Genomic DNA, 15435 nt, shown 5'->3' with positions numbered 1-15435 from the left:
ATGTGAGTAGACTAGGCGAGGAAACACACATCAGGCAGTTTTAACCGCCTTGAATATTAATTATTGTTACAGGGGGACTACTTGGTCGCTTAATACTTTTGTGATCTACTTTCCACGGGACAATTACCGTTTCAAACATTTCACCCGCGATCGCATAGCAGCTTGCACTAACACCCATATTTTTGATAACGTCATCAGTTAAGACGATATGTGGTCAACTCTCTCTTTTGATTAGGGCAGGAAGCCCCATCTCTTCAGAGCGGGTGACTTGCAAGTTAAGCTGTAAAATTTTCCTAAAGTTAGTTTAACCCACTCAATTCTTTTTGCGCACTTTACTGCTGCGTTTCCTAGTGCAATTTTCGGCACAGTTCCCTATAATACAAAAATTTTCAATAAATAGTATTTTTGGAAATATAGCTTAATTAGAGCATCTGCTGTTTTTTTAAACCAGACCCAGCGGATACAAAACGGAGATGGGGAGAAGGGGAGACGGGGAGAGGTTAATCGATAACCTTCGAGAAAAATGCTTGAGAAATGCGGGATAGCTTACCGATTGCCCATTCGCAATTCGCAATTCGGTAATCTGAAAGCGGTTTTGCAGTACGCTCCGCAAAGAACGCAAGCCGTGCAAAGCCATGTAACATAAAGATTGCGATATTTTTATATGTAACATGGAACTATTAGATACCTTGATTGTGGGTGCGGGTATTAGCGGTTTGAGTTTGGCGCACGCACTTCACAAGGAAGCAACGAGTGCATCCTCGCTGAAGATTTTAGTCGCTGAGAGTCAGGGACGTGTGGGCGGGAACATCACAACTGTGACAGCGGGGGGGTTTCTCTGGGAGGAGGGCCCGAACAGTTTTTCGCCGACTGCGGAATTGATGAAGTTGGCTGTGGATGTGGGATTGAAGCAGGAGTTGATTTTTGCCGACCACAAATTGCCTCGTTTTGTTTATTGGGAAAATAAGCTGCAACCGGTGCCGATGACTCCACCGGCGATGATTCAGTCTCAGTTGCTGAGTTTTCCGGGGAAACTGCGGGCGCTGTTCGGGGCTTTGGGGTTTGTCGCGCCGGCAATGGGCGATCGACTTTCGCAGCAGGGTGACGAGGAAACTGTTTCTCAATTTTTCCGCCGTCATCTGGGGACGGAAGTGATGCAGCGGTTGGTCGAACCTTTTGTTTCTGGGGTTTATGCCGGAGATCCGCAACAACTTAGCGCGGCGGCGGCTTTTGGGCGAGTAACGAAGATGGCTGATGTGGGTGGCGGGCTGGTGGCGGGGGCGCTGCTTTCTGCTAGGAAAAGACCGAAGAAAATGCCCGCAGATCCGAATGTGCCTAAAACTAGGCCGGGGGAGTTGGGTTCGTTTAAACAGGGGTTGAAGGCTCTGCCAGAGGCGATCGCTGCTCAATTGACCGATCGACTGAAACTCAACTGGCAATTGACTCGCCTCCAGCGTACAGAACGCGAAACTTACATTGCTGAATTTTCCACGCCCGATGGGCCCCAACAAGTTGAGGCGCGCACCGTGGTTTTGACAACGCCGGCTTACGTTACAGCCGATTTGTTGCAGCCTCTGCAACCGGAAGTTAGCAGCGCTTTACAAGCTTTTACTTATCCTACGGTTGCCTCCGTTGTATTAGCCTACCCGCAGTCGGATGTCAAGGGTAAATTAGTAGGTTTTGGAAATTTAATTCCGAGGGGGCAGGGAATTCGCACTCTCGGAACGATTTGGACATCGAGTTTATTTGCCGATCGCGCGCCTGCAGGCTGGCAAACTCTAACCAGTTACATCGGCGGGGCAACAGACTCGGAAATTGGCAATCTCGACTCAGAACAAATCGTTCGGGAGGTGCACCGAGATTTGTCTCGGATTTTGCTGAAACCAGATGTGCCACAGCCAAAAGTTTTAACGGTGAAGCTGTGGAAGCGGGCAATTCCTCAGTACAATCTGGGGCATTTCGATCGCCTGCAACAAATCGATCGGGGCTTAAAATCTTTGCCTGGGGTGTATTTGTGCAGCAACTACTTTGGCGGTGTGGCTTTGGGAGATTGCGTGCGCAGGAGTTTTGAGCGTGCGCTAGAAGTGCGCGAGTATTTGCAGAACCAGGAATCAGATACTCGATCGATCTGAATTATTGCGTGGGGAGGGCGGGTTTACAAATATCGAGTATGTTAATCAGAGATATTCGTGAACCCGCCCCTATACAGCCTTCTGCCTTGTGTTCCGGCGGACGTTTGGCGAATGGTACTAGGTTGTTGGCTCAAACTTGTAACCCACCCCCCGGACGGTTTGAATCATCGATATTTGAGTGGCATCTGGTTCAATTTTGCGGCGAATTTGACCGATATGAACATCCACCACGCGATCGGCTCCTACATACTCGTAGTCCCACACTTCATGCAGCAATTCCGATCGCCTCCACACGCGACCGGGTTTGCTGGCCAAACAGTACAACAGGTCGAATTCTAAAGCAGTCAAAGCAACTATCTGACTGCCGATAATTACCTCGCGGCGAACCGGATCTATTAGTAGCTCTCCAAAGGTAAGACTTTGTTGTTCGGCGGGAGTAACAATGCGCTTGCGCTTTAAAATTGCTGCCACGCGAGCTCCAATCTCTACAAGACTAAAAGGTTTAGTAATGTAGTCGTCAGCACCTTCGGCAAACCCTTTCATTTTGTCAGCTTCATCGGTTCGGCTGGTCAGCATCAACACAAACACGCCCGTGCGTCTTTGCATTTCTTGACACAGTTTGTAGCCAGTAGTATCGGGTAAATTTACATCTAGAACTACTAAGTCAGGATTGAGTTGCTCAAATAATTCCAGACCAGTCTGACCGTCCTCGCCAGACTCAACTTGATAACCTTGCTGGCTCAAAAAACGCTGAATTAAATTTCGGATTGCCGGGTCGTCATCAACCACAAGGATTTTTACAGGGGCCATGACCACAAGTTTGCTTGAAGAATTTGGCAAGAATATTCAGCCATAATAATAGAAAACTGGATACAAATCTCGAAAAAATTGAGCTTTTAATAGTTATAGCCATATTTATAACCTACGCAAGATTTCAGGCAATAAATCTCCGGGAACTTTGGATAAGGCTAAATTTTGGCCAGGCAGCCCACATTCACTATAGAAAGCTCTAATCGTTTTGACAATATAGCTCAATGCTGTTTGCCGGGAATCAGCAGCTTGGGAGTTTGCTGGGGCTTGCAGGCTGAGTTTATCCCCATATGTTAACCCTTTGTCCTTGAGATGTTGTCCCCATTCGGCGCACACTTGCAACTGGTGGTGCAGGGCTGCTTCTAGATGGCTTGTCTGTGCGGCTTTGTTGAGGGCGAAATCTGGGTCTGTGGCTAGTTGATAGTGGGCTAGTCCAAGATTGTTGCGGGCGGCCAAGGTGTCAAAGGTGAGTTGCGTTCGATCGATCTCTCCGGCGATATCCAGGGCGGCTTCGTAGGCGGTAATTGCCTGCTGCAAAGATTCCGTCCGCGCCTGTTTTTGCTGAAACTGGTTCGCCAAATGCCAATAAGCGGTACCGAGATTGTTGTAGGTGGCGGCGGCTGCTGCGGGTACTAATTCTCGGGTGCGGTATTTCAATGCTTCGCGGTAGGCCTCAATCGCCGTGACTAGCAGGGGTTCTGAGGGTTCGTGCTGGGCGAGGTTCCAGTAGGCGGTACCGAGGTTGTTTTGCACTCCGGCATAGTTGAGCGGTTCTCGTTGGGGACTGTAGCAGGAAAGGGCTTGGGTGTAAGCTACGATCGCGCTTTTGAGGTAGACGATCGGCTGACCATCTTGGGCTAAATTCCAGTATGCTGTCGCCAAATTATTCTGAGCAGCAGCGTACTGCTGGGGTTCCGCGGCGGGGTCTAGATCCTGTAGCGCTTGTTGGTAAGCTGCAACTGCTTGCTGCAAGTTCTCTGTCTTGTCTCGATAGCGCGCTAAATCTGCCGAGGCGATTCCCAAATTTTTGTTTAATCTAACGCGGGTTTGGGGTGCGCTCTCGGGATCTGTTCGCCTCAAACCTTCAAGGTAGAGGGCGATGCTGCGTTCGAGGCAGGATACCGGATCTGAGGCGTTGTGCTGCGTGCGATCGCGCGACAGCATCCAGTAGAGAGTGCCGAGATCGTTGAGCAGATCGGAAATTGGCGGTAGGCTGTAGGACTGTTGGGCGTACTGAGTTAAATTTTGTGTCAATTGGGCAATCAGCCGGGCGCATTCTTCGGTTGGTGGTTGATTTTGCTGCGAGTTGGCGTCAAGTTCGAGGTACGCAATCACTTGTTCGATCGCGCCAATGGCGATTGTCAGGTTTTGCTCTGAAGCGTCTCCGCCCAGAATGCGATCGCGGTAGTAATTCCCCAAACTGTGATAAGCCAAAGCCAATGCTTCGCAACAACACTGATGTTCTTGCAGCAGTTCGATGTATTGCAAGGTTTGCAGCGGCAGAAAATTGTCCTCCGATGCGGCATTATTTTCTGCTTCCAACTCCTGCGAGGTGGCTGCTAGCACCAAATCTGCCAGTTCGACGGATTTAGAATCTGGCGCTGGGGATGGGGAATCGGGAATTGGGGATGGGGAATCGGGAGTTGGGGATGGGGAATCGGGAGTTGGGGATTGTCCGGACAGAAAAGATATTACAAGTTTGTCGCCGGAGTCTCCGTTGTCCTGACAGTTTCTCAAATCTTTGGAGTGCCCGAAGTCTCCCTTAGCTGGAGTTGGTTCGCCTTCAAATTCAAATACTCCGGTTCGCCAGTGCCAAAATTCCGGGGCCGACTGCTCGATCGAACTCAGCCAGGGGCGCGACACCCACAGCAACAGAGTAGACTCGCACAATTGCAGGTGTGCTTCGATGTCCCTCAAATAGCTCAGGAACGACCACTGCACGGATGCTGAGTGCCTGGTCAGGTGTTCTGCCCCGATAATTTGGAATCCCGGCAAACGGCTGTAGCTGCCCCTGTTTTGGGGCGGTGGGTGTTGGGTCAGCCACGCGGCGATCGAAGCCCAAGGATTTGGATCGCTCAAGTCGAGTTCCAAACTGACAAATCGGGGGTAGTCGATCGGGGAGCGACGAGGATTGGAGCCTGCGCTCTCTGCAAGTAATTCTGCCTGCAAGCGGGCTGCCAGACAGTCCCGCAAGCACAAGTCGTCGCAGGCGGCAATAAAAATTTGACGGCGTAAATTGAGGTCGATCGCCTGTTTCAAGCGTTGGTAGATCAGCTTGTTGGAGCTAGAAACTTTTTGGGAAGGAATAGACATCAGAGTCTGGCGATTTTAGATTTTAGATTTTAGATTTTGGATTGTAGATTTTGGATTGTAGATTGTAGATTGTATAGTTGAGAGTTGAAATCTCGATCGCTCATAACTCGCAACTAAGCCCCGAAGGCAGTCAATCGCACCGGTGATGACCAAAGGATTGTAGATTTTCAATTGGCAATTTTATATTGGTGACGCACCCGTCGGATTAATTGCAACTTAAGTCCCCGATCCCGACGGCAGAGAGGAAAAAACCAAAATTCTGCTTGTGTTATTTAGCTTTCCAGCTCGCTTGGCACGCTTCAGGATTGTTGCAACTACCTGCTTTGTATTGAAACACAAAAACCATGTTTCCATTGGTTGGAAAACATGGTTTGCTGAAGGATTATTTAAAATTGCGATTTGATGAAGCAGCTTTGAGTCTCAGCCCAGCTTTTAGACGGAAGCAGCCACGAACACCAAACCAGCGACCAACATGGCTGCTGCAATTCCCATGATGATATAGTTCCGTTGCTGATTTTTGTTGGGAGGTACGGCTTCATACACCTTCGGCTCTTTAGCAAAGTTGTTCAGGCGTCCATCGTCATCTTTGATGTAAGGCATCAGTCACAATCCTTAATATTTTTGATGTTTACAACTGTACCAAAAAAGCGCCCAGGAAAATTCGGCCATTTATTTGGAGGTGACAGTGCCTGTTTGGGGAGAAGAGGCGATCGCGTAATCTTTGACCGGCATTCTGCCTGCTAAGTACGCTATCCGGCCCGCTTCTGCTGCCATTCCCATTGCTTTTGCCATTGCCGGGGAATTTTGGGCATTGGCGATCGCGGAATTAATCAAAAGTGCATCGGCTCCCATTTCCATTGCTTGAGCCGCTTCGCTGGGCGTTCCGATCCCCGCATCGACAACCACAGGAACCTTTACCGTCTCAATAATTATTTGAATGTTGGCGGCATTGTTGATCCCTTGTCCCGAACCGATGGGCGAACCTAAAGGCATGACTGTCGCACAACCGACTTCTTCGAGCCGTTTTGCCAGCAAGGGATCGGCATTGATGTAAGGCAAAACTGCAAAACCTTCTTTAACTAATTGTTCTGCGGCTTCCAAAGTGCCGATCGGATCTGGCAGCAAATATTTAGCATCGGGAATCACTTCTAATTTGACAAAATTATTGTCTTCTTGCCCTAATAGTTTCGCCATTTCCCGGCCCAAACGAGCTACTCTAATCGCCTCATCCGCAGTTTGACAACCGGCAGTATTTGGCAGCATCCAGATTTTAGTCCAATCGAGAGCCTCTGCCAATCCTTCATGGCCGGGAGCATTTGTTTGCACTCGCCGCACAGCTACGGTAACAATTTCGCACCTGCTAGCGTTGACACTTTGCTGCATTTCTGCAATGCTGCGATATTTTCCCGTCCCCGTCATCAAGCGAGAATGAAAAGTTTTGCCTGCAATAACCAGAGGTTTGTCTAAAGGTGGCGTTGCTGTGTCTACTGGATAGCCAAAAATGCTGTACTCAAGTGCCTCTTCCCACTGTGTTCGGCCACCCATCATCTCTTCAAGCTTCCAACCTTCTTCTATTGTGAGATCGTCGTGGCTAACAGCATATAAAATTTGCCCTACAGTAATTAATTTAGCATCTCGCGGCATATTGTTCTGCAATCCCCGCGCTACAATCTCTTTAAATTCGCTGAAATGATCTTCCATTGTTCCACTCTTCCCTTGTGATGATTTGAATTTGTTCGCTATTAACAACAAAAAATATTTTTTGAATTTGCTTTTCGGTATCCCAAAACAGAGCTTGTTTGATGCCAGCGTTGATTTTCCCGACATCATAATTTTCTCGATTGATGTGAAAAACAACGGCTGATGCACCTTGCTTTTTGGATCTACTGATGCCTTCTTGCACTCGGTCTCTGATGTTTTGAGTCTGTTCAGTCAACTCCTTAAATTCGCAAATCTCACCGTCAATCTCAGCGTCTGGTGTTCTCACACCTTCTGCTGCTTGCTCGCTCAACATTCTAACTCTCTTCCCTATTTTAGCCAAAATTTCAGCTAGAAATATTTCCGAATTATTAAGATTGTGTTGTTGGTGAATTAGCACAAATCCGCCAGCTATCTCATCAAAATAATATCGCCGATATTCTGGTTCTGCATTTTCGTAGATGGCTCTGCTTGTCTCGATATATTCTGAATTCACCGTTATTATACTGTTGATAGGCTCCGAGCGGGTAGAGTTAAAGGTATGAAATCAACTGTCGAGCAACTGGCTCAAATTGGAATATTTGCCAGCTTAAACCGAACTGAATTAGAGCGATTGCAAGAACATACAGCAATTCGGACGTACCGGCAGGGAGAAGTTGTGATGTATGAGGGCGATCGCATCCCCGAAAAATTATACACTCTTTTGAGCGGTTCTCTGCGGGTTGCAAAAACAGCGGCGGCGGGCAAAGAAACAATTCTCCGCACTTTATTTCAGGGAGATATTTTTGCCGCACCTGCTTTGTTAGGCAACGGCATTGCCCCCGCAACGGTGACGGCAGAAACTGATGTCCAAGTTCTTACCACAGAACGGGAAGTTTTGCTAGCAGCTATTCGGGAAAATCCCGAGATTGCTTTGCGAATATTGGCGGTTTTCAACCAGCGGTTGCAGCAACTGCACGAGACAGTACACGGTTTGGTGTCGGAAAGGGCGATCGTGCGGCTGGCCAGATTTATTCATTACTTTGCCGTCGAGCAAGGTACGAAGATTGCGGATAATAGTGTATGTTTAGAGAAACGTTTTCCCTACTATCAAATTGCTCGCAGTATTGGAATTACCTACGAAGAATGCGTGCGGTTATTTAAGAAACTCAAACCGTTTGTATCCTACAGTCGAGGCGGTAAAATTATTGTATTGGATTGGGAAAAATTGGAGAATCTCGCCTCGGGAGAAGAAATAGACTAAATGTTAAAATGCCAATTTTTGTAGGCGGCTTTCACAAAGAATACTTGATTGCAACTCACTATCTATATAAACCCGCCCCGCACAACCTGTGAATCGGGGCGGGTTGATGAGATTATTGATTTTAGGCAATTAGGGTTGGTAAAACCTGTGCCTACAGAATAATGAGGGCATTAATGAGGCTCAGAAAGTGTCAAGATAAATGCCAAATTTGACTCGGCTTTCAAAGCGTGGAGTGCGCGAGCAGGCATGAAAACAAACACCCCCGATTCCAAAACAATATCCTTGCCTTCCAAAGTCAAAATACCCTTTCCTTCGATGACATTAACCGTGGCATTGCGCGGCGAAAAGTGTTCTGCAACTTCGCTACCCGCAGCCAGACAAAGTAAATTGTACTGACAATTATTGTCTTTGATTAAAACTTTGCTCGACACTCCGGCGGGATATTCAATTGTGTCTCGGAGTTGGATAGCTGAGGATTGTAGCGGTAAAAGAGTAGTAGTCATAGTTTTTGACAATTAATTAATTCGGTCACAAGGCCCCGGATTTATCAGAGGCTTCACTTTCTTCAATCGAAAATAGAAAATAGAAAATCGATTGACTTTGTTAAGATGGTTTTTTTGCAGAGATAACAATGTAGCCTAGATCTTGTTGGTAATGCTGGAAAACTCGACGCATTGCTAAGATACGATCGCGAATTTGCGATCGGCTTAATATATTCCACAAAATCCGCACAGTACCCACAAACCCTTCATCTTCAACCATTCGCGGCAAATTGAGGAGCCCCATCGCCCCGGTTTGACACTTTTCTACTTGCAAACCCGCGTTTTCGTAAACAGCAATCCAGCCAGACTCCGACAAAGGCGTTGAATTAATCCGAATCACTTCTGATAAAGCTTTGTGAATTTCAGATTCTCGGTTTCTAGCTAAAAGTTCGTGAGAGAGAAACTTGCCGCCTGGTTTTAAACGATCGCAAATTCCCGATACAATTTTAGCTTTCCCTGACGGCGACTGCATCGTCAGGATAGCTTCAGCCAAAACCCAATCAAACTGTTGGGAAATCCGATCCAAGTGAAAAATATCTCCTTCCACAATTTCCACTCGATCGCTCAAACCGGCTGCTGCAACATTAGCACGAGCGCGGGCCACACTGTCGGGATTTTTCTCAACTCCCACTACTTTTACGCCAAAACGTTCAACAAGGGCGATCGAACTATATCCAAAACTAGCAGCCAACTCCAAAACAGTCTCCCCAGGCTGAAAATCCGCCCATTCAAATAACTGTTCCGTAGCAAATTTCCCCCCCGGCCTCAGCATTCTCTTACCCGCCGCGGCCAGAACTTCATGTCCGGGTGCAGTCTTAAAATTGAGAGCAGTATTGGTCATTAAATTGACCTCCTATTTAACCTTACTCTCAGTTTGTCAAATTCTCCCAAATCTTTCTATGAGCTAGCTCATATTCAAATTATCGTAGGCTGACGCACCCTACAATATCCGGAATTATACTCGATCGTCACTTCGTGAATTAGAGTTTCTGGGGTCCTACAATTAGGGCTAAAATAGTTAAAATTTCGGTTTTGATCCGGACTTATTCAGGGTTGAGCGCCGCACTTCTTCAACTTGACTGACTTGAAAAATCAGGGTAAATGGTTGACCCATTTCTTTTTCGACAAATGCTTCTAAAAGCTGCACCTGTTTGGGTGTCAAAGCTTCGCTGCTGCGAACACTCAGACGAACTTCCGGCGGTTTCGCCAACCAGTTAGTATCGCTTTTAATCATTTCCACTCGTTGAAAAGTGATAGTTCGGTTAAGCAACGCCCGCTTCAGACTGGCTTCTAGTTGCGCTTGCTCGATCAATTCCGCAAAACTCACCCCCAGAGGAATCACAAGTATAGTCGTCAATCCTAGCGCCCACAAGAGGGCTTTACCGGCGCGATGCAGGGGCGTGTAGCCGGCCATTAAAGAGGTTAGCATACAGGAAAGAGTAATCCCCAGCAAATTAGTAAGATACAGGAGGCTTGCTCCCAAACTGAGCGACCAATTAGCTTGAGATAAGCCTAAACCTATAACACAAATGGGCGGCATGAGAGCCACGGCGATCGCAGTTCCCGCCAGAGTAGCAGAAACTTTGGGCTGAACTTTCGCATAGCCGCTGATTCCCCCAGCGGCGATCGCAATTCCTAAGTCTAGTAATGTAGGTTTAGAACGAGCTAGAACTTCGCTCCCAAAGTCGGGAAGTTGTACCAAAGCGCCCAAAAAACAAGCTAGAAAAATTGCTAGCAGCGTCCCGACTGCTAATGCAATTAAACCTTTGCGGAAGAGGAGAACGTTACCTTCTACCGCTCCAAATGCTAACCCTCGAATTGGCAACATCAGAGGCGCAATTATCATTGCACCGATAATTACGGCCGCACTGTTGGCAAGCAGTCCAAAAGTGGCAATTATACAGGAGCCGAGAATTAAGACAAGATAGTCAATATCTAGGGTTGATTCTTCCAACAAGTCAACTCGTATTTGCTTTAAATGCTCTGGAGCAATCCTGCTCCTGGTGAAATATTTAAGACGGTCTCGAATATTGTTGAGCAAAATAATCTCCTTAAGTCAGGGGCTTGTATCCGTCAAACGATTTTAGATTTTAGATTTTAGATTTTAGATTTTAAATTTACTCCACTGATTTGAGATTTGAGATTGACTCCACTGATGAATCTGGGAGCTTGAACAAAAGTCTAAAATTTGGGGCTGCTCACCAGAGGAGTCGGGGCTTGTATCCGTATGCAGGTGCGAGAAAAAGAATGAAAATCCCAGCCAGCAAGTGTTCGAGGATGTCCCGGAACCCGAAAGCAATTGCCGCGCCACTAATACCCAGCAGTTGCATCAAATCCCCTGCTTTGAATGACTGGATGGCGATGAATGACCCGATCGGCAATAATTGATTTATAATCAAGATATCTACTCCACCCGAATAATACCGAATCATGCTCGCAGAAGCAAACGCGACACTTTGGCCTAGTCTAATTACTGTTTCAGCATTAATTGTCTACTTCGTTGTTACCATCAACGTCAGCAGAGCTAGATTCAAACACAAAGTTTCTCCCCCGCAGATGACAGGAAACCCAGACTTTGAGCGAGTGGTGCGAGTTCAGCAAAATACCTTAGAGCAAATGATTCTATTTTTGCCCTCGCTGTGGCTGTTCTCGCAATTTATCAGCCCAATTTGGGGTGCTGCTATCGGCGCAGTTTGGATAATTGGACGTATTTTGTTTGCTTGGGGTTACTATCAAGCTGCCGAAAAAAGAGCGGCAGGATTTGGCATTAGTACCTTAGCTACTTTAGCTTTGCTCGGTGGTTCCCTAACTGGGATAATTATGTCGCTGCTGAAGGTTTGAGCATAGCTTCCGATCGACATAATTGTTTTTCTACTCGTTACCAGGCTCTACCTGGTAACGCAGATCCGGAGGCTCAGCCTCCAATTTTCCTGCTGAAAAAGCGAGGCAGAGCCTCTCGACAGCGGTTCCCAGGCAGAGTCCGGGAACCAGTTAAATGTAATAAATGTTAGGAGTGAATATGTCAGAAACCAACAAACCCGTATTTGAAATTACCCCGAAACTTTTTCAGGAGCTTGTCGAGTGGCAAGAAAAACTTGAACGAGAAGATGAATTAGCAAGCGAGTCAGAAAACGAGAAACCAACTGAGGTAAAAACTCCTCCAGACAGTGATGAACAGCATTCTCAAACAGATAATTTCTAGCTGGTGGCTAGCAGCATCTTTTGGATTTCCGGCTGCTGTCTCGGCTCAATCGCTGACACCCAGCCAAATTCAGCAAGTCAATAGTGGTTTGTTTCGTTCTAACTCTCAAGATTTCTTTCAGCAAGGCAATCGGCAACTGGAAAGGGAAATCGCAATTTTGTTGCAAAAAACTGTCACTTCTGAAGGTCAGATTCTGGAGATTGATGAAAAATTGCGCTCTCAGATTTGCAGCGAAGAATTAAAAATATCTTCGCGCAACTTTGATAGAGTAAATGCTACTCAGGTTGCCAGTTTTAATGCACAACTGAAAGAGATTTGCAGGCACAATTAAAATAAAAATGAGGTAAAAATTAAAAGTTTCGTGTTAATGGATAAAGAAGCAATGACCAAATTAAAACTAGCAATGCTGGAAGCGGAAACTGTGGCTCAATTGGCGGCGATTATTATTGATTATACTCATGAGGAAATGATGCTAGTTTTTGGTGAGCTAGAATGGGAACAGCAGGCTAGAATTAAGGATATTTGGAAGACAGTTTGAAGACTTACAAATCGTAAGGATTCAGGTCTGAAAGAAGGGAATGAGCTCAGGCATAGCCAAGTCACAAGAATGGGCAGAAATAGCATCACGGAAAAAAGCCATTACTGAACGAGTTTGAAAACGACAGGTTTGAATCACACTCAGCAGATTAGCCGTTTCCTCAAATCGTTTCATCGAACGAGAGCCGCCAGAAACTTTCCGTTTAGTTACAGCTAGCCGTAGAGAACGTTCTGCTAAATTATTATCCGGAGGAACCGAGGGGTCATTGAGAAAATACCACCATTGTTTTGCCTTATCCCGTAAGGATTTTAGTAACAGACCTGCGGCATAACCCACAAGGCTTAACCAAGTCGCCAAAGCTTGATTCAATCGTATTTTGAAATCATTTGCCCACGAGTGGTAGGTGAGTAGATCCCTCGTCTTGCGCCAGGACTCATGGGCTCGAAAAGCTTCATCAATTAATGAAAGAAATATTTGAGCGACTGCTGCATTGTTGTTGCCAGGAAGTTCCAGCACTTTCTTGAAATGCCGCCGTAAATGAGCCAGACACTTCTGTTGGGCTGCGATGTTCCCGCCATTATAAACGCTGAAATCATCTGAGCTTAAGACTCCCGCAAATTCTGTGCCCAGCATGGTTTCTAATTCCACACGTCCCCTGGTATCTGCAGCATGGAATAAACAGAATCCTTCTCCACTCGCCGTCCATAGCCATTCTTTAACCCCCATCACACACCAAGGCGTTTCATCTACATGAACGTTTGATTGCTCCCGGGCCCATTCCCACAGTACATTTATCGCTGGCTTTACCGCTGCTGCTACTCGTTGATTGGTTTTTTGGAGTGTTCCCGCTCCCACTTCAATCGCCCCTAGTTCCCACAACAACTCAGTCAGCTTGGCATAGGAAAGATGCCCGTAATTACCCAGCCAGACTAATAGTGCTTGGAGATTAACGCTCAAGTCTTGCCCTGGAACTACTCCCTGGGGTGGTTCTCCTCTAACTACTGCACCACATTCGAGACATTTACACGATTGTGTCTGATATTCGACGACTTCGATTGGTTTTGCCACTAGACTTGCTACTTGCTGTCTGTGGATGTTAATTACTTCACTTAATTCTTTACTGCCACAATTGAGACAGATGTCGGGTGAGCTAATTTCGGTTCTGTCTACTCGTCCAAACCCTTTTCGGGTTTTCCCCTGATGACCTGGTTGTCCACCTGGTTTTTGTTTTTGGTCTGCTTCTGGTTTGACTGTTGGTTTCTCTGGTTTTTGGAGTAGATCCGTTGATGGGGGTTTGGATGAAGTCTGACTGGTGGTTTGATTTTTGCCCGTAGCAATCGCTAGTTTTTCTTGCAATTCTTCAATGATTTTTTGCAGCCCCAGTACCATTTCCACCAGTTCAGCTTGGCTCAACTGCTCTATTTCGGTTTTTTTCTGCTTTCTGGTTGCTGTGGGCTTTTTCATTGGTTTATTTTACCAGATGCCGCCACCGAAGTTTTTTTGACCTGAATCCTTACTACAAATCTATAAAGTAGCAGATCCCGGGGCAGGACACGGCAATGCCGTGTCCCTACAGATATCGCGTGCGCTCTATATCTAGCTCTACTCTTTAGCAAGCGATTCGAGACACAATTGACGGAAATGATCGCCCCGCTGCTCGAAGTTTTGGTATTGATCGAAGCTAGCACAAGCTGGCGAAAGCAGCACTACTTTAGCATGATTTTGTCTGCCTAATTCTGCGGCTCTCGGGATTGCTCGTTCCATTGTTTCGACTATTTCCCAAGCGTTGTAATTTGCTTGTTTGAGCCGATCGCCAAAAAGACTCGCTGCATCTCCAATTAACAGCACCGCAGCAGCTTTCGCCTTGATTGTATCAATCCATGCGCGATCGTCCCCTTCTTTGGGGTCGCCGCCGGCAATTAAAATCGCCGGTGCACTAACAGAAGCCAACCCGACTTGGGCCGCGTCATAATTAGTAGCTTTGCTGTCGTTGATGAAATCTATGCCTTCCCAAGTGCAGATGTGTTCGAGGCGGTGCGAAACTCCGGGGAATTTAGCGATCGCCCGGGCGATCGCACTTTTATCTATCCCCGCCAAATTAGCCGCAGCCACCGCCATTAACAAATTCTGCAAATTGTGTTCTCCCACCATCCGCAAAGACTCAGCAGGCAGAATTTTCTCGCTTTGAGCTATTACCCAACCGTTTTCGATGTAGGCTCCAAAAGTGCGATCGCCCAACAGTTCTTTTTCACCTTTCACACTCGTCCAACACGCATCTGGCCAAATGTCAAGTCCTTGCTGGCGCAAATAAGGATCGTCGCCGTTGATTATTTGCAATTCAGACTTTTTCAGCAAATGCGCTTTAATGTTGTAGTAATTTTCTAAAGTTTTATGGCGGCTGAGGTGATCCGGCGTCAAAGTCGTCAAAACTCCGATTCGCGGCGCTACAAACGGCGAGGATTCTATCTGATAGCTGCTAATTTCTGCGATTACCCAATCCGGCTGTTTTTCGGCTAAAGCTAATTCACACGCAGCATAGCCAATATTGCCGCAAGCGGGAGCGTAAAGCCCGGCTTCTTCAAAAATAGCAGCAATTAAAGCAGTAGTAGTAGTTTTGCCGTTAGTGCCAGTAATTCCCACCCAAGGAGATTTGAGGTAACGCCACGCGAGAGCCATTTCTCCGATTGTTTCAATCCCTAACTCTCTGGCGCGCGCTAATGCTGGACTGTCCCAGGGAACGCCCGGACTTACTACTATTAATTCTATAGATTCGACTGGTTCAAAAGATTGACCTAGCTCAACATGAATTCCTTCGTTAGCGAATTCCTGTTGCTGTTCGAGCAAGCTTGGGGAAGATGAGCGATCGCTCAGCGTTACTTCCCATCCTTCGCGTTTTAGCAGTCTGGCAGCGGCAATTCCTGATTTTCCTAGTCCAATGATATGAGCGATCGGCATAA

General features: G+C 46.8%; 17 protein-coding genes. 6 read left to right on the top strand and 11 right to left on the bottom strand.

Translation table 11 applies throughout. The features are described 5' to 3' along the window. The first annotated feature begins 671 nt into the window (after positions 1 to 671). Entirely contained in the window at positions 672 to 2132 is a 1461-nt protein-coding gene (hemG, locus tag QUA13_RS18655; RefSeq protein ID WP_333200832.1) for a protoporphyrinogen oxidase, read from the top strand. Positions 2133 to 2249: 117 nt separating this feature from the next. Here the strand turns inward: hemG and QUA13_RS18650 are convergent, their stop codons facing one another. The 5 genes from QUA13_RS18650 to QUA13_RS18630 all read right to left on the bottom strand — a co-directional run bounded on the left by QUA13_RS18650 (position 2250) and on the right by QUA13_RS18630 (position 7449). Next, positions 2250 to 2942 carry a response regulator transcription factor gene (locus tag QUA13_RS18650; RefSeq protein ID WP_172187699.1) on the bottom strand — a complete coding sequence of 231 codons (693 nt, stop codon included), beginning with the start codon at positions 2940 to 2942 and terminating at the stop codon, positions 2250 to 2252. Between the two features lie 105 nt (positions 2943 to 3047). Then, complete coding sequence (locus QUA13_RS18645; RefSeq protein ID WP_333200830.1) at positions 3048 to 5255, bottom strand: tetratricopeptide repeat protein; 2208 nt, start codon at positions 5253 to 5255, stop codon at positions 3048 to 3050. Between the two features lie 432 nt (positions 5256 to 5687). Further along, a complete protein-coding gene (gene psb34, locus QUA13_RS18640) occupies positions 5688 to 5855 on the bottom strand; it encodes a photosystem II assembly protein Psb34 (protein ID WP_015177107.1) in 168 nt (55 codons plus the stop codon). A 69-nt stretch (positions 5856 to 5924) separates the two neighbouring features. Then, complete coding sequence (locus tag QUA13_RS18635; protein ID WP_333189697.1) at positions 5925 to 6956, bottom strand: thiazole synthase; 1032 nt, start codon at positions 6954 to 6956, stop codon at positions 5925 to 5927. After that, complete coding sequence (locus QUA13_RS18630; RefSeq protein WP_333200828.1) at positions 6931 to 7449, bottom strand: CdiA C-terminal domain-containing protein; 519 nt, start codon at positions 7447 to 7449, stop codon at positions 6931 to 6933. Before QUA13_RS18630 ends, QUA13_RS18635 begins: the two co-directional genes overlap by 26 nt. 45 nt (positions 7450 to 7494) lie before the next feature. Here QUA13_RS18630 and QUA13_RS18625 point away from each other — a divergent pair, with 45 nt between their 5' ends. Further along, positions 7495 to 8196: a Crp/Fnr family transcriptional regulator gene (locus tag QUA13_RS18625; RefSeq protein WP_333200826.1), complete on the top strand. Its 702-nt coding sequence runs from the start codon at positions 7495 to 7497 to the stop codon at positions 8194 to 8196. 170 nt (positions 8197 to 8366) lie between these two features. Here the strand turns inward: QUA13_RS18625 and QUA13_RS18620 are convergent, their stop codons facing one another. The 4 genes from QUA13_RS18620 to QUA13_RS18605 form a co-directional block, all read right to left on the bottom strand. Beyond that, complete coding sequence (locus QUA13_RS18620) at positions 8367 to 8699, bottom strand: cupin domain-containing protein (protein ID WP_333200824.1); 333 nt, start codon at positions 8697 to 8699, stop codon at positions 8367 to 8369. Between the two features lie 100 nt (positions 8700 to 8799). Further along, positions 8800 to 9579, bottom strand: a complete 780-nt coding sequence (locus QUA13_RS18615) for a class I SAM-dependent methyltransferase (RefSeq protein ID WP_333200822.1) — start codon at positions 9577 to 9579, stop codon at positions 8800 to 8802. 177 nt (positions 9580 to 9756) lie between these two features. After that, positions 9757 to 10695: a DUF389 domain-containing protein gene (locus tag QUA13_RS18610; RefSeq protein ID WP_333200820.1), complete on the bottom strand. Its 939-nt coding sequence runs from the start codon at positions 10693 to 10695 to the stop codon at positions 9757 to 9759. A gap of 241 nt (positions 10696 to 10936) precedes the next feature. After that, entirely contained in the window at positions 10937 to 11137 is a 201-nt protein-coding gene (locus tag QUA13_RS18605) for a hypothetical protein (protein ID WP_333200818.1), read from the bottom strand. Positions 11138 to 11168: 31 nt separating this feature from the next. On the opposite strand from QUA13_RS18605, the gene QUA13_RS18600 reads away from it, so the two are divergent. The 4 genes from QUA13_RS18600 to QUA13_RS18585 all read left to right on the top strand — a co-directional run bounded on the left by QUA13_RS18600 (position 11169) and on the right by QUA13_RS18585 (position 12478). Beyond that, a complete protein-coding gene (locus tag QUA13_RS18600) occupies positions 11169 to 11579 on the top strand; it encodes an MAPEG family protein (RefSeq protein ID WP_333189704.1) in 411 nt (136 codons plus the stop codon). Positions 11580 to 11757: 178 nt separating this feature from the next. Beyond that, a complete protein-coding gene (locus QUA13_RS18595) occupies positions 11758 to 11940 on the top strand; it encodes a hypothetical protein (RefSeq protein WP_333200816.1) in 183 nt (60 codons plus the stop codon). Further along, positions 11909 to 12271 (top strand): hypothetical protein, encoded by a 363-nt coding sequence (locus QUA13_RS18590; protein WP_333189718.1) that lies wholly within the window; start codon positions 11909 to 11911, stop codon positions 12269 to 12271. The genes QUA13_RS18595 and QUA13_RS18590 overlap by 32 nt, the downstream gene beginning before the upstream one ends. Positions 12272 to 12322: 51 nt before the next feature. Then, on the top strand, positions 12323 to 12478 hold the full coding sequence (locus tag QUA13_RS18585; RefSeq protein ID WP_172187672.1) for a hypothetical protein: 156 nt from the start codon (positions 12323 to 12325) through the stop codon (positions 12476 to 12478). Between the two features lie 21 nt (positions 12479 to 12499). Here the strand turns inward: QUA13_RS18585 and tnpC are convergent, their stop codons facing one another. Then, on the bottom strand, positions 12500 to 13942 hold the full coding sequence (gene tnpC / locus QUA13_RS18580; RefSeq protein ID WP_333200813.1) for an IS66 family transposase: 1443 nt from the start codon (positions 13940 to 13942) through the stop codon (positions 12500 to 12502). 138 nt (positions 13943 to 14080) lie between these two features. Next, positions 14081 to 15433: a UDP-N-acetylmuramoyl-L-alanine--D-glutamate ligase gene (gene murD, locus QUA13_RS18575; RefSeq protein ID WP_333200812.1), complete on the bottom strand. Its 1353-nt coding sequence runs from the start codon at positions 15431 to 15433 to the stop codon at positions 14081 to 14083. Positions 15434 to 15435: the final 2 nt, after the last annotated feature.

The organism is Microcoleus sp. S28C3 (assembly GCF_036700785.1).
Taxonomy (GTDB): Bacteria; Cyanobacteriota; Cyanobacteriia; order Cyanobacteriales; family Microcoleaceae; genus Microcoleus; species Microcoleus asticus.
Note: the sequence above shows the minus strand (reverse complement) of the source record. Positions and strands in the feature narration are given on the sequence as shown.